Source organism: Kitasatospora sp. NPDC058032, assembly GCF_042885845.1.
Classification (GTDB): Bacteria; Actinomycetota; Actinomycetes; order Streptomycetales; family Streptomycetaceae; genus Kitasatospora.
This window is the reverse complement of sequence record NZ_JBHVRK010000005.1, coordinates 83,104-100,492: the sequence shown is the minus strand read 5'-3', so window position 1 is coordinate 100,492 and position 17,389 is coordinate 83,104. Positions and strand designations below refer to the sequence as shown.

Genomic DNA, 17,389 nt, shown 5'->3' with positions numbered 1-17,389 from the left:
GCCCCGCCCCGGCCGCCTCCGCGCCCGGGGCGGGCCCGTCGGGCCGCCCGATTCGACCTGACAGGTCGTACCGGAAACTCGTACCATTCCAGTACGGGATCAGCCGGCTGACCGGAGGGCACACCGATGACGATCAGCGCCAGCGACGCACGCACGCAGCTCTTTCCCCTGATCAAGAAGGTCAACGACGACCACGTCCCGATAAGGATCACTTCCAGGGGCGGTGACGCCGTCCTGATGTCCGCCGAGGACTACGACGCCTGGCAGGAGACGATCCACCTCCTACGCTCCCCCGCGAACGCCCAGCGGCTCATGGCGGCCGTCGCCCGCGACAAGGCCGGCGATCCGGGCGTCACCAGGACCATGGAGGACCTGGAAGACCTGGCGGGTGAGGCGTGAGGAGCGTCCACTTCGATCCGGACGCCTGGGAGGACTTCCTGTTCTGGCTGGGCTCGAACCGGAAGGCCGCCCAGCGGATCACCCGCCTGATCGGCGAGATCCAGCGTGACCCGTTCGCCGGGATCGGCAAGCCGGAGGCCCTGAAGGGCGACCTCGCCGGCTACTGGTCGCGCCGTATCGACGACGAGCACCGCCTCGTCTACCGGGCCGACGAGAAAGAAGTGAAGATCCTCAAGGCCCGCTACCACTACCAGTGACGCGGGCGCGCGGTCAGGCGTCGAAGTCGTACTCGAGGACGTAGGAGGCCGCGTCGAGGGTCATCTCGTTCAGCTCGACGACCTGGCCCTCGTCGGCGAAGGCGGTGCGGCAGATGAGGATGACGGGGGTGCCGGCGGAGAGTTCGAGGCGGGTGGCCTCCTCGGCGCTCGGCATCCGGGAGCGGACCTCCTCGCGGAAGTGCACCGGCTTGGCGCCGATCTCGGCGAGGCGGGCGTAGGTGCCGCCGGGGCCGGTGTCCTCGCGGGTGATCGCGGTGCCCGAGACCAGGCCCGCCGGGAGGTAGGAGGTCGACAGCAGGACAGGCTTGCCGTCCAGCACGAAGCGCCGGTGGCGCACGCACATCGGCGCGCCCGGGTCGACTCCGAGCACCCGGGCCACGTGCTCCGGCGCGCCCTGCTCGGTGACCGTGACCTGGTCGACGACGAGGCTGCGGCGGTCGATGTCGGCCGACCATATCGAGCGGCCCGAGCCCCACTGCCCCTGGGCGAGCCGCTGGATCCCGCGCCGGCGCAGCGGCCGGAAGTCGCGGACGAAGACGCCCGCCCCGCGGCGGGCCTCGGCGATGCCCTCGCTCTGCAGCACCCCGAGCGCTTGGCGGGCGGTCATCCGGGCCACGCCGTAGGTGTCCATCAGGTCGTTCTCGCCGGGGAGCCGGTCGCCCGGGCGGTACTCGCCGGCGTCGATGGCCGCCTTCAGCGTGTCGGCGATCCGTTGGTACTTGGGCTGCTTCTCGCCGCTACTGCTGCCGACCATCGCCGTCTCCCTCGTCCCTCGCCGGAAATCGTAGGCGCGCCTTCGGTCTGCGGTAAGCCGATAGGACCGGTTCGACCGTTGACATCTCTAGAGATATTAGCTTCTCTAGAGATGCTGGGTAGTCGCCGAGCAGAGCCGAACCAAGCCAAGCCACGACAGCGACCAGGGCCGGCCACCACCGTCGCCGCGCCCGCACCGGAGCAGCAAGGAGCAGCGCGGTGAGCATCCGAAAGCGCGCCGCCGCGGCCTACCGGCCGCGCGTGGGGGAACCGGTCCTCGACAGCAGGACCGGGCGTACCGGCATCTACATGGACACCATCGGTGGGGAGCACTACCTCCGCCCGCCCGAGGGCGGCTGCGAGTGGACCGCCCGCCCCGAGCACGTCGCCCCCGCGGCCCCGGCCGGCGGCGGGGCGGCCCGCGAGAGCGCCGCCGCGGCCGAGCCGGCGGGACGGACCGGGCCCGCCCGCCGGGCCGGACCCTCCGCCGTCCACGCGGCCTGATGCCCGCTCCGGCGGGCAAGCGCACCGGCGAGTTCCGGCCACCGGACGCGCACCGGGCCGCCTTCCCGGCGGCCCGTCGACCATCATCGGCGCACGATCAGAATTCCCGAATACCCGTATTTCCCACCTAATCCCCCGCCCCCCACGACGTGCGCCCCGCACCACCGGGACGGCGGAGTGCGGGGCACACGGGTGCTGGATGGGCTACGGGTGACCGGTGATGACTCCGGCGAAGGCGCCGGTGGCCGTCACGAGGTAGCCGGTGGTCACCACGATCGTCGAGACGGCGACGACCGAGAGGCGACGGATCGTGTTCAAGCGTTCCCCCCTGGAACCGCTGGTACGACGTGCTTACGGGTGGCTGGAGATGACGCCCTGCGGCTCGCGCTCGGTGGCCGCCCCGCCGCCGGCCGGCACCTCGGTCTCCGCCACGTACTGGGCCTCGTCGCCGAAGAGGTCGTCCTCCAGGTCGGCCTTGCGGTCGGCGGAGGGCTCGGTGTAGCCGGCCGCGTCGGAGGTCGCGGTGACCGCGCCCTCGACGGCCTCGTCGGCCTGCACGCTCACCGCGGGGGACTCACTCTGGTCGTTGGCCATGCGTGGGCCGCCTTTCGGTCATCAAATGGTGTTCCGCCCCACCGGATCGGCGCGGGCTCGGGCTCAGTATCGTAGGGTTGATTAAATGTCCGATAAACAACGTGCGGCTGACCGTGCCGTCCGGCAGAGTCGGGCCCCCGCCTAAGCTGAGCCACCACAAGGGCGGAACCGCCGAGCGCCCTACCGGGAAATCGACACCAGGCCATCGGGGGACCACATGGAGTTGCGGGAGATGCCGCCCGCACCGGCGCTGCGCTTCCAGGTACTCGGTCCGGTCCGGGCCTGGCTCGACGACAAGCCGCTCGCCCTCGGTTCACCGCAGCAGCAGGCCGTCCTGACCATGCTCCTGCTGCACGCCGGACGCCCGGTCACCACCCAGGACCTCGTCGACGGCCTCTGGGGCGAGCGCCCGCCCACCCAGGCCGTCGCGGCGCTGCGCACCTACGTCTCCCGGCTGCGCACGGTCATCGAACCACGCCGCGAGGTACGCCGGCCCGCCGAGTTCCTGGTCTCGGTCGCCGACGGCTACGCCCTGCACATCCCGGGCGAGGCCCTGGACGTGACGGTCTTCGAGCAGCTCGCCGCCGAGGCCGCGACCGCCCGCAACGCCGGGAACCTCGACAACGCCCACCACCTGCTGCTCCGCTCGCTCGCCCTGTTCGCCGGCCGCCCGCTCACCGGCGTCCCCGGCCCGTACGCGGACGCCCAGCGGCTGCGGCTGGCCGAGCGGCAGGTCGCGGTCGCCGAGGAGCGGTGCGCGCTGGCCCTCGACGTCGGCCTGCACGCCGACGTGGTGGGCGAGTTGAACTCGCTCACCGCCGAGCACCCGCTGCGCGAGCGGCTGCGCGAACTGCTGATGCTCGCGCTGTACCGCTGCGGCCGGCAGGCGGAGGCGCTGGGCGTCTACACCGACACCCGCAAGCTGCTGATCGACGAGCTGGGCGTCGAACCGGGCGCCGGACTCTCCACCATGCACTCCCGGATCCTCGCCGCCGACCCGGCGCTGACCCTGCCCACCGTGCCCGCGCCGCCCGCCGTCGCCCGCGAGGAGGAGCCGGCCACCCCGCCCGCTCCGGCCCAACTGCCCGCCGACGTCTCGGACTTCAGCGGCCGAACGGAGATGGTCGCCGACCTCTCGGCCGTCCTGATGAACGCCACCGGCCAGGCCGTGGTCGTCACCTCGCTGGCCGGCATCGGCGGCGTCGGGAAGACCACGCTCGCCGTGCACGTCGCCCACCGGGTGCGCGCGGAGTTCCCGGACGGCCAGCTCTACGTGGACCTGCGCGGCGCCGGCGCCTCGCCCGCCGACCCGGCGGTGGTGCTCGGTGACTTCCTGCACTCCCTGGGCGTCACCGACAACCCGGACTCGCTGGAGCAGCGCGCCGCGCTCTACCGCTCGCTGCTCGCCAGCCGGCGGATGCTGATCCTGCTCGACAACGCCCAGGACGCCGAGCAGATCCGGCCGCTGATCCCCGGGGTCTCCAGCTGCGCGGTGCTCGCCACCAGCCGCTCCCGGCTGGCCGGCATCCCCGGCGCGCACCTGGTGGACGTCGAGGAGCTGACCGAGGAGGAGGCGCTGGCGCTGTTCTCCGCGATCGTCGGCGAGCAGCGCGTCGCCGCCGAACCGGAGGCAGCCATGGCGGTGGTGACCGCCTGCGGCTTCCTGCCGCTCGCCGTCCGGATCGCCGCGGCCCGGCTCGCCAGCCGTCCGCGCTGGAGCGTCTCGGACCTCGCCCGCCGCTTAGCCGATCAGCGCCGGCGCCTGGACGAGCTCCAGCTCGGCAACCTCGCCGTGGAAACCACCATCGGGCTCGGCTACGGACAGCTGTCCCCCGCCGAGGCCCGGGCGTTCCGCCTGCTCTCGGTGGTGGACTCGCCGGACCTGCCGCTGCCGGCCGTGTCGGCGCTGCTCGGGGTGAGCGAGACCGAGGCCGAGAACCTCGCCGAGGCGCTCGTCGAGGCCAACATGCTGGAGACCTTCTCCGCGGGCCGCTACCGGTACCACGACCTGCTCCGGCTCTACGCGCAGCGGCAGAACGAGCGGGTGGGGGACGTCGAGGAGCAGCAGGCCGCCGTTCTGCGGCTGCTCGACCTGCTGCTCGCCACGGTCCGCAACGCCGCGCAGGCCATCGAGCCCGACGACCAGCTGCCGGAGCCGCTCAACGTGCCCGGCTCGGCCGGCATCGCACTGATCACCAACGCGTTCGCCCGGGAGTGGCTCCGGACCGAGACCGCGCTGCTGCTCAGCGCGGTCGAGGCCGCGGTCCAGGGCCCGGGCCCACTGCTGCGACCCGCCGTCGACCTGCTGATCATCCTCGGCAGCCTGGTGGAGGACCCGACCCACGGGGCCCGCGTGCGCCGCATGCTGGAAGCGGCGGAGCAGAACGCCGGACGGTACGGGGACTCGGCGGCGCTCGCCCGGATCCACTTCGCCTTCGGGACGCTGCGGTCGATCACCAATGACTTCCAGGGCGCCGCGCAGTCGCTCCGCACAAGCCTCGGTCTGCAGGACGCGAACGACATGACCGTCCTGCGGAGCATGGCGGCCAACGACCTCGGCATCGTCCTCAGCCTCGCGAACCGGCCCGCCGAGGCGCTGCCGTTCTTCGAACAGGCCCTCGCCATCAGCCGCGTGGTGGGCGCGCCGATCGGCGAGGCGCGGCTGCTCGGCAACATGGCCCGGGCCCAACTCGGCCTGGGCATGGTCGAGACGGCCGTCCGCTCCGTCACCGAGGCGGTGGCCACCGCGCGCGCCTCCAAGAACGGTCCCTGCCTGGCCGACACCCTGTACCAGCTCGGCGTCGTCCTCTCCTCCGCCGACGATCCCGCGACCGCCGCCGAGCACCTGCGCGAGTCCCACCGGCTCTACCGGTCGCAGCAGAACCGGCTGCGCGAGGGCTACACCCTGGCCCGGCTCTCCTCCGCGCTGCTCGTCGCCGGCCAGCAGGCCGAGGCCGCCGAGGCCGCCGAGGAGTCGCTGGCGATCGGGCTGGAGATGGACTCCGCCTACTGCCAGGGCCTGGCCGACGCCGCGCTGGGCGAGGCGCTGCTCGCCCTCGCCCAGCCCGCGCGCGGCCTGGCGTGCCTGCGCGAGGCGCACGCCATCTTCATCCGGCTCGGTGTGCCCGAGGCCTCCCCCGTGGCGAACCTCATCTCCCAGCAGCACACCGAGCCCCTCTCTCCCCCCGCGCCGTGAGGCCTCCGCTCCCCCGTGTCCCCCGTGGAGGCCTTCCCCCGTGAGCGTTCGGCGCTCCCGCAGCCCCCCGGCTGCGGGAACGCCTTCAACGCTTCCCCGGCGCTGGACACCACTGTGCACCGGCCCGATTGACGTTCAATAAACGCCCGACAGGCGGCTCCCGGGACGGGTGGAACCGCAGGTCGGGGCGGTTCCGGCGGCCGGCCGCACGGCGTGCGGAGCCCGGCCGCACCACCCCGGCCCGCGCCCCGTGCTTCCGGACGGGGGTGCGGCACCGGCCAACCGCCACGAGTTGGCCGGAAACGGACCCCATGGCGGAGTGATCACGCATATTCTCGGAGGCCAGTACACACACGAGTGCACTTCTCCGGTGGAGCAATCCGGAAAAGGCAGCGCGGCGGCGCTCCCGCAGTGCAGAGTGTCTCTGTGCAAAGAGTCTGTGCAAAGTGTCAGCGTGCAGTCAGCGTGGCAATGCAGTCATTGTGACGCGGGGAGCGTGACGTACCGCCACCGGCAGCGGGCCGGCGGGGCAGCGCGGGCGCCGGGAGGAGACGGCGGTCCGGCCTCGCGTCTCGTCCGGCCGACCGGAGGCCCGGCCGAAAGGTGCCTCTCAATCGTGACGACCGGACAGATATCGGATCCGTTCCCCGTCGACGAGGACGCGGGTGGCGACGACGGGTCCGACGTCCTGCGCCGCCGGGCCGAACGCGCCCTCCAGGCGGTCGCCTTCGACACCATCGGCACCGGCTACGCGGAGGCGTTCCCCTCGAAGGACGGCCAGCTGGCCTGCGGGCGCCGGCTGCTGGCCGGGCTGGAGCCCGGGGCCGCGGTGCTGGACGTCGGCTGCGGCAACGGCGAGCCGACCGTCCGCCAGCTGACCGAGGCCGGGATGCGGGTCACCGGGATCGACCTCTCCGACGTCATGCTGACCCTGGCCCGGCAGGCCCGTCACCCGGGGCCGCACCCGCCCGCCCTGCACCGCATCGACATGTACGACCTCGCCACCGAGCGCGCCGCCTCCGCCTGGAACCTGCCGCGGCTCGGCCCCGCCGGGCGGGGCACCTTCGACGCGGTCACCGCCTTCTTCTCGCTGATCCTGCTCCCCCAGGACGAGATCCCCACCGTGCTGGGCCGGTTGCACACCCTGCTGCGGTCCGGCGGGCTGCTGGCGCTCGGTATGGTCGAGGCGGACCTCGACCACGTTCCCCTGCCGTTCCTCGGCCGGGAGCTGCGGATCAGCGGGTACCTGCGCGAGGATCTCGAACGGGTCCTGCTGGCCGCCGGGTTCGTGGTCGAGGAGCAGGAGGGCCGCCCGTACGCGCCCGCCAGCACCTCGTTGCCGCCGGAGGAGCAGCTCTTCCTCCGCTGCCGGCGGACCGGCTGACGGGCCGGACCGCAGGCCCAGGCAGTTCCAGGCAGGCCCAGGCAGTTCCCGGCAGTCCCCGGCAGTCCCCCGACAGACCACAGACCGTACCGATCCCAGGACAGGCACCCGTGCGCGACCAGCTCAAACCCGAGGCCGGACAGCCGCCTGCCCTGCCGACCCCGCGCCGCCCGTCGTCACCCCCGGAGCACGTCCCCGAACGCCTGGCCTACCTCGACTCCGCGACCCGGCGGATCAACAGCGCGCTCGACCTGGCCGCCACCCTGCGCAACGCCGGCCGGGTGCTCGTCCCCGCCCTCGCCGACGCCGCCGTCGTCCACCTGCGCGACCCGCTGCCCAACGTCGAGCGCGAGCCCGGCTTCCCCGAGCAGTTGCGGATCCACCACAGCCAGGGCACCCGGCTGGGCCGGCGCGGCCGCCCGGCCGGCGACGACCGCCGCGACCGCTACGGCAGCCGGTACGGCGCCCGCTCCACCGCCGACCCCGGCCCCGCCACCCCGGTCACCCGCGGCGGCGCGCTCGCCCACACCCTGCTCAGCCGCCGCCCCGCCGAACCGGTCGTGCTCGGCGCCGCCGAGGACAGCGGCAGCGCCCGCACCACCGAGCTGCTGCGCGAGCTGTACGGTGCCCGCGGCCTGGCCCGGCTCAGCCCCGGGACCTCGGTGCTCGCCCTGCCGCTGCGCGGGCGCAAGACCGTGCTCGGACTGCTGGTGCTGATCCGGCGCCCGTCCGCCAAGAGCGGCCGGCCCGGCTTCGACGCCACCGACACCGCCACCGCCACCCACCTCGCCACCCAGGCCGGGCTGGCCGTCGACACCGCGCTGCGCTACGCCCGCGAGTGGGAGATAGCCAACGAGCTCCAGCGCAGCATGCTGCCGCTGCGCCTGCCCCAGCCGCACGGCGTCCGGCTCGCCCAGCGCTACCTGCCCGGCGAGCGCGGCGCCCAGGTCGGCGGCGACTGGTACGACGCCGTGCCGCTGCCCGGCAACCGGGTGGCACTGATCGTCGGCGACGTGATGGGCCACTCGCTGACCTCGGCAGCCATCATGGGCCAGCTGCGCACCAGCGCGCAGACCCTGGCCGCGCTCGACCTGCCGCCGCACGAGGTGCTCTACCACCTGGACGAGCAGGCCCAGCGGCTCGGCCGCGAGCAGCACCTGGCGACCTGCGTCTACGCCGTCTACGACCCGATCGCCAACCGGGTGGTGCTCGCCAACGCCGGGCACGTGCCGCCGGTGCTCGTCCGGCCGGACGGCGCGGCCGAGCTGCTCGACCTGGAGGCCGGCGCGCCGATCGGCGTCGGCGGGGTGGACTTCTCCTCCGTCGAACTGCCCGCCCCGCCCGGTTCGGCCCTGCTGCTGTTCACCGACGGTCTGGTGGAGACCCGCAACCGGCCGCTCAGCGACGGCCTCGAACTGCTCCGCGCCCGGCTCGCCGGCGCCCAGCGGCACGCACCCGAGCACCTCTGCCAGGAGGCGCTGAGGATCCTGCCGCCCGGCGACCGCGGCGACGACATCGCGCTGCTGGCCGCCTGCTTCGACGGCATCCCGGCCGGGGACGTCGCGCACTGGTACCTCCAGCCGCGCAACGAGACGCCCGGGCGGGCGCGCCGGCTGGCCGCGCACACCCTGCGCCGCTGGGGGCTGGAGGAGCTGACCGAGGCGACCGAGCTGATGGTCAGCGAGCTGGTCACCAACGCCGTCCAGCACGCCACCCGCCCGGTGACCCTGAGCCTGGTCCGCACCACCCGGCTGCGCTGCGAGGTCGGCGACGACAGCCCGCTGCTGCCCCGGCCGCGGCGGACCGGGCCGGAGGACGAGCGCGGGCGGGGCCTGCAGATAGTGGCCCGGTGCGCCGAGCGCTGGGGCGCGACCCGGCTGGGCACGGGCAAGGTGGTCTGGTTCGAGCAGCGCCTGCCGTGACGTGCGAAGGGGCCGCCCCGGCGCGGTTCGCCGGGGCGGCCCCTTCGCGGTGGCGTCAGACCCGCTCGGGCTCCTTCACGTCCCGGGCGGCGCCGCTCCCGGTGGACTCCAGCCGGGCCATCAGCTGCTCGCCCTCCATGTCCACCCGCGGCACCACCCGGTCCAGGCTCCTCGGGAACCACCAGGCGGCCCGGCCGAACAGCGTCATCGCGGCCGGCACCAGGGCCATCCGCACCACGAAGGCGTCCACCAGCACGCCCACCGCGAGCGCGAAGCCGATCGGCTGGACGATCGGGTCGTGGCCGAAGACGAACGAGCCGAAGACCGCGATCATGATCAGGGCGGCCGCGGTGACCACCCGGGCGCCGTTCTTCACCCCGGCCACCACCGCCTCGCGCGGTGCCGCGCCGTGCACGTACTGCTCCTTCATCCCGGAGACCAGGAACAGCTCGTAGTCCATCGCCAGCCCGAACAGCACGCCGATCAGCAGGATCGGCACGAAGCTGACCACCGGGCCGACCTTCGGCACGTCGATCAGGCCGTCCAGCCAGCCCCACTGGTAGACCGCGACGACGGCGCCGAGCGAGGCCGTGATGGAGAGCAGGAAACCCGCGACCGCCTTCAGCGGCACCAGGATCGAGCGGAAGGCCAGCGCCAGCAGCACCAGCGCGATGCCCGCGATCACCGCGACGAACGGCGGCAGCGCGTCGGAGAGCTTGGCGGAGACGTCGATGTTGGCGGCGGTGGTGCCGGTGACGTCGATCCGCGCGCCGGTCCCGGCCTGGATCGCGTCCCGCTGGTCGCGGATGTCGGTGACCAGCTGCCGGGTGTCGGCGTGGTCCGGGCCGGTCTTCGGGATCACCGGGACGAGCGCGGTGCGGCTCGGCTGGTCGAGCTGCGGCGGGAGCAGTGTCTGCACGCCGGGCAGGGCGGCGAGCCGGCCCGCCACACCCTGCACCGCCTGCTCCGGCTGCGCGGCGTCCGCGGCGTCGACCACGACCACCAGCGGGGCGTTGAAGCCGGGGCCGAAGCTGCGGTCGACCAGGTCGTACGCGGTGCGGGCGTCGGTGCCCTTGGCCTGCGAGCCGCCGCCGGGCAGGCCGAGGGTGAGGCTCGCGGCGGGCACGGCGAGCGCGACCAGCGCGGCCAGGCCGGCCAGCAGGACGGCGAGCGGGCGGCGCACCACGAAGCCCGCCCAGCGCTCGCCCAGCGTCGTGCGCCCGGCGCTCCGCAGCGCGCCCCGCCAGACCGGCAGCCGGTCGATGCCGCGGCCGGCGAAGCCGAGCAGGGCGGGCAGCAGGGTGATCGCGACGAGCACCGCGATGACGACCGCGCCGGAGGCGGCCAGGCCCATCACGGTCAGGAAGGGCACCCCGGCGACGGCCAGGCCGGCCAGGGCGACCACGACGGTGAGCCCGGCGAAGACCACGGCGCTGCCGGCGGTCGCGTTGGCGCGGGCGGCGGCCTCCTCCGGCTCCAGCCCCTCGGCGAGGTGGCGGCGGTGCCGGGAGAGGATGAACAGGGCGTAGTCGATGCCGACCGCGAGGCCCACCATCAGCGCCAGCACCGGCGCGGTGGAGATGATCTCGAACGAGCCCGCCACCGTGAACACGCCGGCCATCGCGACGCCGACCCCGATCAGGGCGGTGGCCAACGGGAGCCCGGCCGCGACCAGCGAGCCCAGGGTGATCACCAGGACCAGCCCGGCCACCACGAGTCCGATCGCCTCGCCGCCGTCGACCTGGGCCATCTTGTTGTAGGCGTCGCCGCCGAAGGCGACCGTGACCCCGGCCGCGCGGGCCGGGTCGGCCGCCGCCCGGACGGCGTCGCGCTGCTGGTCGGTGATGTCGCCGAGCTTGCCGTCGAAGGAGACCAGGCCCAGCGCCACCTTGCCGTCCGGGGACAGCGCGCCGGTGGTGTAGGGGTCGGGGACGCCCGCGACGCCCGGGACGGCGGCGATCCGGGTGACCGCCTCGCCCACCGCCCTGGCGGTCTCGGGGGCGGCGATGCCGCCGGGCGCCTCGGTGGCGAAGACCACCTGGGCGGAGCCGTGGCCCTGCTCGGGGAAGGTGCCCTTGATCCGGTCCAGGGTCGCCTGGGCCTCGGTGCCGGGGACCTTGAACTCCTCGGAGGTCGAGCCGCCGAAGGCCGCCGCCGCGCCGCCGACGGCGATCAGCAGGGCCAGCCAGACGGCGAGCACGGTACGCCTGCGGCGGAAGCAGCGGCGGCCCAGGCGGTACAGGTAGGTGGCCATGCGTCACCTTCGGGTCGGGTCGTTCCGGGCTCGTCGCCCAGTCGTCCGCACCACCGTACGCGCAACTTAGTCACGTGACAAAGTCAATCGACGAGAGCGTGTGACGCAATCGATCGATCTGGTTGCGCGAACATGGCGATACCCTGGCCCAATGGCTCATGTCCCGGCCGCCGAACGGCGCCCCCAACTCATCCAGGCCGCCATCGACCTGATGGCCCGCGAGGGCGTGGCCGCCGGCAGCACCCGCGCCATCGCGGCCGAGCTGGGCGTGGCGCAGGCGACGGTGCACTACACCTTCGGCACCAAGAAGGACCTCTACCGGGCCGTCGTCGAGCAGCTGACCGCCGACTTCATCGGCCAGGTGCGGGCGTCCGCGCCGGACGAGGGCCCGTTCGGCGAGCAGGTCCGCACGATGGTCCACGCCCTGTGGGACAGCGCCGTCGGCGAGCGCGGCAGGTGTGCGCTGATCACCGAGTTCTCCGCGATGGCGCTGCGCGACCTGGACCTGCAGGAGATCATGCGGGCGGTCCAGCACGAGATCGAGGCCACCGCCGCCGAGCTCCTCACCGGGCTCGCCGCCGCCCACGAGCAGCCGCTGACGCTGCCCGCGCAGGAGATCGCGGTGTACTTCCTGGCCGGCTTCAACGGACTGACCGACCGCTACCTGGTCCTCAAGGCCGCCGGCGAGGACCCCGAGGAGGAGTCCCGCCGGGCGCTCGACCTGCTGGTCGCCACCACGGTCGGCCTCTGCCTCGGCGCCCCCGCCGGGGTCTGAGGACGCGCCCTACGGCTCGACGATCCGGACCGGCAGCTCGGCCAGCACCTCGCGCAGCGTGACGGCGAAGCGGTCGTACTCGGCGCTGCGGGCCGAGCCCGGCCGGGTGGCGAGGCCGATCCGGCGGCCCGGCGCGGGCGCGGCGAAGCGGACGGCGGCCAGCCGGTCGGCGCGGCCCGCCTCCACGTCCAGCGCCGTGGCGGGCAGCAGGGTCACCCCCAGACCGCCGGCCACCAGCTGCACCAGGGTCGACAGGCCGGCCGCCCGGGTGGTGGAGCCGGCCTGGTCGGCGCCGACCTCGCGGCAGATGTCGAGGGCCTGGTCGCGCAGGCAGTGGCCCTCCTCCAGCAGCAGCACGTCCAGGTCGAGCAGCACGTCGCGCGGCACGTCGGCCCGGCCGGCCAGCTCGTGGTCGGGCGGCGTGACCAGGACGAAGTCCTCGTCGAACAGCGGGATGTCCCGGGTCGGCGCGCTCCCGCCGGCCGGCAGCGCCAGCAGCAGCACGTCCAGCCGCCCGGCGGCCAGCCCCTCCAGCAGCGAGGGCGTCCGCTCCTCGTGGACGTGCAGCTCCAGCTCCGGGTATCGGTCGCGGACCAGCCGCAGCACGGTCGGCAGCAGATAGGGCGCGACGGTCGGGATCACGCCCAGGTGCAGCGGCCCGGTGAACGGACGGCGGGCGGCCTCCACCTCCTCGGTCAGCGCCTGCAGGGAGGCGAGCACCCGGCGCGAGTGCTCCAGTACGCGCTCCCCCAGTGGAGTGATCATCACCCGGCGCGTCGTACGCTCGACGAGCTGCGCGCCCAGCGACTCCTCCAGCGCCGCGACCGCCCCGGAGAGCGCCGGCTGGCTCGTCCCGGTGGCCGCGGCGGCCTCCCGGAAGTGCCGGTGCTCGGCCACCGCCACGAAGGCCCTGAGCTGGGCGACCGTGGGTGTCCGGGGACTGCGTGGGGTGGCGTTCGCCACAGTCGCCCCGGGTTTGCGGGCGGGAGCCCTGCGACGGGCGGGGCGGGAGGGGGGTACGGGGCCGTTGATAACTCTCTCCGATCAGACACATCGAGTGTAGCTATTTCCCTGATCAGTCCACGATGTGGAATGGTGGAACCCGTTCCGCAAACCGGACAAACTCCCCACCCCTCACAGGAGAAGCTAACGTGCTGACGATCGGTGACCAGTTCCCGGCTTACAACCTCAAGGGCGTGGAAGGCCCGTCCGCCGACAAGCTGGAGTTCAAGGACTACACCTCGGAGGACCAGAAGGGCTGGAAGGTCGTCTTCTTCTGGCCGATGGACTTCACCTTCGTGTGTCCGACCGAGATCGCCGCGTTCGGCAAGCTGAACGAGGAGTTCGCCGACCGCGACGCCCAGATCCTCGGCGTCTCCGGCGACTCGGAGTTCGTGCACCACGCCTGGCGCAAGGACCACAAGGACCTCAACGACCTGCCGTTCCCGATGCTGGCCGACATCAAGCACGACCTGATGCGCGCCTGCGGCATCGAGAACGCGGACGGCACCGCCCAGCGCGCCGTCTTCATCGTCGACCCGAACAACGAGGTCCAGTTCGTCATGGTGACCGCCGGCTCCGTCGGCCGTAACCCCAAGGAGGTCCTGCGGGTGCTGGACGCCCTGCAGACCGACGAGCTGTGCCCGTGCAACTGGAACAAGGGCGAGGACACCCTCGACGCCCAGGCCCTCCTGGCGGGCTGACCCATGGCCCTCGACGACCTGAAGTCCGCCCTCCCGGACTACGCCAAGGACCTCAAGCTCAACCTGGGCTCGGTCATCGGCAACTCCGACCTCCCCGCCCAGCAGCTGTGGGGCACCGTCCTCGCCTGCGCGATGGCCACCCGCAGCCCCGCCGTCCTGCGCGAGCTGGAGCCGGAGGCCAAGGCCAACCTCTCCCCGGAGGCGTACAACGCCGCCAAGGGCGCGGCCGCGGTCATGGGGATGAACAACGTCTACTACCGGACGCTGCACCTGCTCTCCGACAAGGAGTACAGCAGCATGCGGGCCGGTCTGCGGATGAACATCATCGGCACTCCGGGCGTCGAGAAGGTCGACTTCGAGCTCTGGTGCTTCGCGGTCTCCGCGATCAACGGCTGCGGTCAGTGCCTCGACTCCCACGAGGCCGTCCTGCGCAAGGCCGGCGTCGACCGCGAGGTCGTCCAGGCCTCGATGAAGATCGCCGCGGTCCTCCAGGCCGTCGCCGGTGTCCTCGACTCCGAGGCCGCCCTCGCGACCGTCACCGCCTGACCCGTACCACCCCGAACGGGCCCCTCCCCCGGACTCCCCCCGAGTCCCGGCGAGGGGCCCGTTCGCGTGGACCGGGGGGACGGGGGTCAGGGGGTCGGGGGGCGGGTGGCGGCTTCGCGGGCGGCTTCGAGGGCGGTGAAGACGGCCTGGCCGGCCTCGTTGCGGCGGCGGAGGTGGGTGACCACGGTGTTGGTGACGGCGATCAGGGGGACGGCGACGATGGCGCCGCCGATGCCGCCGATGATGGAGCCGGCGGCCACGCCGAGGACGACGCCGAGCGGGTGGACGCGCACGGCGCGGCCGAGGATCAGCGGCTGGAGCACATGGCCCTCGATCTGCTGGACGGCGATCAGGACCACCAGCACCATCAGCGCCGTCCACGGCGTCGTGGTGACCAGCGCGATCAGCACCGCGACCGTCCCGGTGACCAGCGCGCCGACCAGCGGGACGAAGGCGCCCAGGAAGATGATCACGGCGAGCGGCAGCGCCATCGGCACGCCGAGCAGCTGGATACCGGTGCCGATGCAGACCGCGTCGATGAAGGCCACGCAGACGGTGCCGCGGACGTAGGCGGTGAGCGTGGCCCAGGCCTTCGGGCCGGCGCCGGCCATCGCGTAGCGGGAGTGCCGGGGCAGGCCGCGCAGCGCCCAGTTCCAGATCCGCTCGCCGTCGTAGAGCAGGAAGAAGGTGGTGAAGAAGGCGAGCAGGACGGCGGTCAGCACCTCGACGGCGATCTGCGCGCCGGTGATGCTGGCCGAGGTGATCTGCTCGGTGTTGGTGCTGATCGCCTTGGTGATCTGGTTGGCGAAGTCGGTGATCTGCTGCTCGGTCAGGTGCAGCGGCCCGGTGATCAGCCAGTCCCGCAGCTGGTCGACACCGGCCTTGACCTTGCTGGTGACGGTCTCCAGGTTGGTGGTCACCTGCCAGACCACGAACCAGCCGACCAGCCCGATGCCGGCCAGTCCGCTCATGAACACCCCGCCGGCGGCCAGCGAGCGCGGGACGCCGTGGCGGCGCAGCCAGGAGACGGTGGGCTCCAGCAGCGCGGAGATCAGCAGCGAGGCGAGCACCGCGAAGGCGACCAGCCGCAGCATGTCGACGATGTAGAAGACGACGTACAGCGCGGCGCCGAGCAGCAGCAGCCGCCAGGTGGACTCGGCGGCGACCCGCAGGCCCCACGGCACCGCCTCGGCGGGGGTGGCGGGCCGGCCGAAGTGCCCGTGGGAGGGAACCGGAGGGGACGAGGGGGCCGGCGCGGGCGCGGGAGCGGGAGCGGGGACGGCGGGCGCCACCGGAGCGGCCTCGGTCCGTGGCCCCGGCAGCGGGTCGGACGGCAGCGGGTCGGACGGCGGGGGCACCGGGGCGAGCGGCGGTTCGTGGAAGTCGGCCGCCATCGCGGCCCGTCGGCGTCGCTCGATCACGGCCGCCGCGCTCGCCGCCACGGCCATGCCCTTGGCCACGGCCTTGAAGGCCTTTCCGCCCCGCGCCATGCTCGCTACCACTTCTCCCCGCCGGAGCCGCCCGGTGCGGCGGCACGCCGTGGGTCCCGCCACGGCCGTCAGGGAGACGCTACCCGGCCGGGGCGCGGTGAGTCCGCTCCGCGGGTGCGATCCGTGCGGGATCTTCGGGGCCGATTCCGGGGCAAAACAGCATGTCCCGGGTGGTTTCAGGCACTCGGTGGCGGGGAGGAGTCGGTCGGGAACCCAGAGCCAACTGTCGGCGGACCGGCCGGCGCGGGGAGCTACCAGGACCCCTCCCCGTCCCCGCGTCCGCACCCGGGTCCGCACCGCCCGCGGGCGCACTGGTCAGCGCGACACGGGCGGCGCGGCCCGTCGACGAGTCCAGGCCCGTCGACGAGTCCAAGAGACCGCGGTGCGAGACACCGCGGCGGCGTTCCCGGTACCGGGTGTTCCTAGTACCAGTGGTGCGACTGCCAGAACGACCAGGCGCCGCAGGGGCTGCCGTAGCGGCTGTTCATGTAGCCGAGACCCCACTTGATCTGGGTGCCCGGGTTGGTGCGCCAGTCGGCGCCCGCCGAGGCCATCTTGGAGCCGGGCAGCGCCTGGACCAGGCCGTACGCGCCGGAGCTCTTGTTGGTGGCGGTGTAGTTCCAGCCGCTCTCGCGCTTCACGATCTGGCTGAAGCACTGGAACTGGGCGTCGTTGCCGATGATCTGCTGGGCCAGCTCCTGCACCGAACCGGGGCTGACCGAGACCGCCGGGGCGGACGGCGCGGCGCCGTCGGTGGCGGCCATCGCCGAGCGGGCCTTGGAGCGGTTGGCGGCGGCCTCGTCGGCCTTGCGCTTCTCCTCGGCGGCCTTCGCGGCCTTCTCCGCCTCGGCCTTGGCGGCCGCGTCGGCGGCCTCCTTGGCGGCGGCATCGGCCTTGGCCTGCGCCTCGGCGGCAGCCTGCTGGCGGGCGGCCTCCTCGGCCGCCTTCTGCTCGGCGGCGGCCTTGGCGGCGGTGTCGGCGGCGGCCTGCTGGGCGGATGCCTGCGTGCCGATGTTGTCGCTGATGGTCTGCGCCTGGGCGCCGGAGGGGACTTCGGCAAGCAGCGTCGCGCCGGCGACATCGACCGTCTGCGTCGTCTTGCCCTCGCTGCCCGACGCCATTCCCACCACGGCACCGACAGCGGTGACGGCGGTGGCGGAGGCGACAGCAACTCCCCGGACCGAGATCCGAGTCACATGGATTCCTTCCAGCATCGCCCACGCGTGACCGTACGGGCGCAAGATGCCCCTTGGCGCGGCCCTCCGTACGGTGCTGGTCACGGGAGGGACTGACCCGGCGTCCGGCCGAGGTGAGGCGACCGGGCGTTGCGATCGGGCGGCGTACGGCTCACGGTCTTCAATTGTGCGCCCACCGACCGGAGTTGGTGGACCGTCCGGGCCGGACCCCCGGTCTCCCGGAAGCCCTGCCATGCCGTACGCGGGGCCTGACAGAACCCTCACCATGCCGCACGGGGACCTGTCGACGCAATTCCCCGTTGCGTGGCGGATGTCACAATCGCCGAACCGGCGTTCGTCCAACGCAGGCCACTCGATGTGATGAAAAGGGCGGAGCCCGCTCCCTCAGGAGCGGG

Annotated in this window: 15 protein-coding genes; 9 read left to right on the top strand and 6 right to left on the bottom strand. The window is 73.4% G+C overall.

The genetic code is table 11. The features are described from left to right. Positions 1-126: 126 nt before the first annotated feature. Entirely contained in the window at positions 127-399 is a 273-nt protein-coding gene (locus tag ACFVUH_RS10485; RefSeq protein WP_387912429.1) for a type II toxin-antitoxin system Phd/YefM family antitoxin, read from the top strand. Continuing rightward, a complete protein-coding gene (locus ACFVUH_RS10480; RefSeq protein ID WP_387912428.1) occupies positions 396-656 on the top strand; it encodes a Txe/YoeB family addiction module toxin in 261 nt (86 codons plus the stop codon). Before ACFVUH_RS10485 ends, ACFVUH_RS10480 begins: the two co-directional genes overlap by 4 nt. A gap of 13 nt (positions 657-669) precedes the next feature. On the opposite strand, the gene ACFVUH_RS10475 is transcribed toward ACFVUH_RS10480, so the two are convergent. Continuing rightward, positions 670-1,431: a GntR family transcriptional regulator gene (locus tag ACFVUH_RS10475; RefSeq protein ID WP_355369946.1), complete on the bottom strand. Its 762-nt coding sequence runs from the start codon at positions 1,429-1,431 to the stop codon at positions 670-672. A 218-nt stretch (positions 1,432-1,649) separates the two neighbouring features. Here ACFVUH_RS10475 and ACFVUH_RS10470 point away from each other — a divergent pair, with 218 nt between their 5' ends. Continuing rightward, the gene (locus ACFVUH_RS10470; RefSeq protein WP_387912426.1) at positions 1,650-1,934 is read left to right on the top strand and encodes a hypothetical protein; all 285 of its coding nucleotides are present in this window, start codon (positions 1,650-1,652) and stop codon (positions 1,932-1,934) included. Between the two features lie 351 nt (positions 1,935-2,285). Here the strand turns inward: ACFVUH_RS10470 and ACFVUH_RS10465 are convergent, their stop codons facing one another. Continuing rightward, positions 2,286-2,528: a hypothetical protein gene (locus ACFVUH_RS10465; RefSeq protein ID WP_387912425.1), complete on the bottom strand. Its 243-nt coding sequence runs from the start codon at positions 2,526-2,528 to the stop codon at positions 2,286-2,288. 232 nt (positions 2,529-2,760) lie between these two features. Between ACFVUH_RS10465 and ACFVUH_RS10460 the strand changes: the two genes are divergently transcribed. From ACFVUH_RS10460 to ACFVUH_RS10450, 3 genes are all read left to right on the top strand, one after another. Further along, complete coding sequence (locus ACFVUH_RS10460) at positions 2,761-5,724, top strand: BTAD domain-containing putative transcriptional regulator (RefSeq protein WP_387912424.1); 2,964 nt, start codon at positions 2,761-2,763, stop codon at positions 5,722-5,724. A 688-nt stretch (positions 5,725-6,412) separates the two neighbouring features. Continuing rightward, positions 6,413-7,108: a class I SAM-dependent methyltransferase gene (locus tag ACFVUH_RS10455; RefSeq protein WP_387912770.1), complete on the top strand. Its 696-nt coding sequence runs from the start codon at positions 6,413-6,415 to the stop codon at positions 7,106-7,108. A 110-nt stretch (positions 7,109-7,218) separates the two neighbouring features. Then, a complete protein-coding gene (locus ACFVUH_RS10450) occupies positions 7,219-9,030 on the top strand; it encodes a SpoIIE family protein phosphatase (protein WP_355369939.1) in 1,812 nt (603 codons plus the stop codon). Positions 9,031-9,085: 55 nt separating this feature from the next. On the opposite strand, the gene ACFVUH_RS10445 is transcribed toward ACFVUH_RS10450, so the two are convergent. Continuing rightward, a complete protein-coding gene (locus tag ACFVUH_RS10445; protein WP_387912422.1) occupies positions 9,086-11,284 on the bottom strand; it encodes an MMPL family transporter in 2,199 nt (732 codons plus the stop codon). 151 nt (positions 11,285-11,435) lie between these two features. On the opposite strand from ACFVUH_RS10445, the gene ACFVUH_RS10440 reads away from it, so the two are divergent. Next, the gene (locus tag ACFVUH_RS10440) at positions 11,436-12,059 is read left to right on the top strand and encodes a TetR family transcriptional regulator (RefSeq protein WP_355369935.1); all 624 of its coding nucleotides are present in this window, start codon (positions 11,436-11,438) and stop codon (positions 12,057-12,059) included. A gap of 9 nt (positions 12,060-12,068) precedes the next feature. Here ACFVUH_RS10440 and ACFVUH_RS10435 read toward each other — a convergent pair whose 3' ends face one another. Then, positions 12,069-13,022, bottom strand: coding sequence for a LysR substrate-binding domain-containing protein (locus ACFVUH_RS10435; protein ID WP_355369933.1), 954 nt, complete (start codon positions 13,020-13,022; stop codon positions 12,069-12,071). Between the two features lie 188 nt (positions 13,023-13,210). On the opposite strand from ACFVUH_RS10435, the gene ACFVUH_RS10430 reads away from it, so the two are divergent. Continuing rightward, positions 13,211-13,762, top strand: a complete 552-nt coding sequence (locus tag ACFVUH_RS10430; RefSeq protein WP_355369931.1) for a peroxiredoxin — start codon at positions 13,211-13,213, stop codon at positions 13,760-13,762. Between the two features lie 3 nt (positions 13,763-13,765). Continuing rightward, positions 13,766-14,308 (top strand): alkyl hydroperoxide reductase, encoded by a 543-nt coding sequence (locus tag ACFVUH_RS10425; protein ID WP_355369929.1) that lies wholly within the window; start codon positions 13,766-13,768, stop codon positions 14,306-14,308. Positions 14,309-14,394: 86 nt separating this feature from the next. Here the strand turns inward: ACFVUH_RS10425 and ACFVUH_RS10420 are convergent, their stop codons facing one another. Next, positions 14,395-15,798, bottom strand: coding sequence for an AI-2E family transporter (locus ACFVUH_RS10420; RefSeq protein WP_387912420.1), 1,404 nt, complete (start codon positions 15,796-15,798; stop codon positions 14,395-14,397). Positions 15,799-16,220: 422 nt separating this feature from the next. Beyond that, complete coding sequence (locus ACFVUH_RS10415) at positions 16,221-16,994, bottom strand: lytic transglycosylase domain-containing protein (RefSeq protein WP_387912418.1); 774 nt, start codon at positions 16,992-16,994, stop codon at positions 16,221-16,223. Between the last annotated feature and the right edge of the window lie 395 nt (positions 16,995-17,389).

Bases quoted from the DNA above. Each gene is read 5' to 3' on its own strand.
- ACFVUH_RS10485 (WP_387912429.1), top strand. From the start codon at position 127: ATGACGATCAGCGCCAGCGACGCACGCACGCAGCTCTTTCCCCTGATC.
- ACFVUH_RS10475 (WP_355369946.1), bottom strand. From the start codon at position 1,431: ATGGTCGGCAGCAGTAGCGGCGAGAAGCAGCCCAAGTACCAACGGATC.
- ACFVUH_RS10465 (WP_387912425.1), bottom strand. From the start codon at position 2,528: ATGGCCAACGACCAGAGTGAGTCCCCCGCGGTGAGCGTGCAGGCCGAC.
- ACFVUH_RS10460 (WP_387912424.1), top strand. From the start codon at position 2,761: ATGCCGCCCGCACCGGCGCTGCGCTTCCAGGTACTCGGTCCGGTCCGG.
- ACFVUH_RS10445 (WP_387912422.1), bottom strand. From the start codon at position 11,284: ATGGCCACCTACCTGTACCGCCTGGGCCGCCGCTGCTTCCGCCGCAGG.
- ACFVUH_RS10440 (WP_355369935.1), top strand. From the start codon at position 11,436: ATGGCTCATGTCCCGGCCGCCGAACGGCGCCCCCAACTCATCCAGGCC.
- ACFVUH_RS10425 (WP_355369929.1), top strand. From the start codon at position 13,766: ATGGCCCTCGACGACCTGAAGTCCGCCCTCCCGGACTACGCCAAGGAC.
- ACFVUH_RS10420 (WP_387912420.1), bottom strand. From the start codon at position 15,798: ATGGCGCGGGGCGGAAAGGCCTTCAAGGCCGTGGCCAAGGGCATGGCC.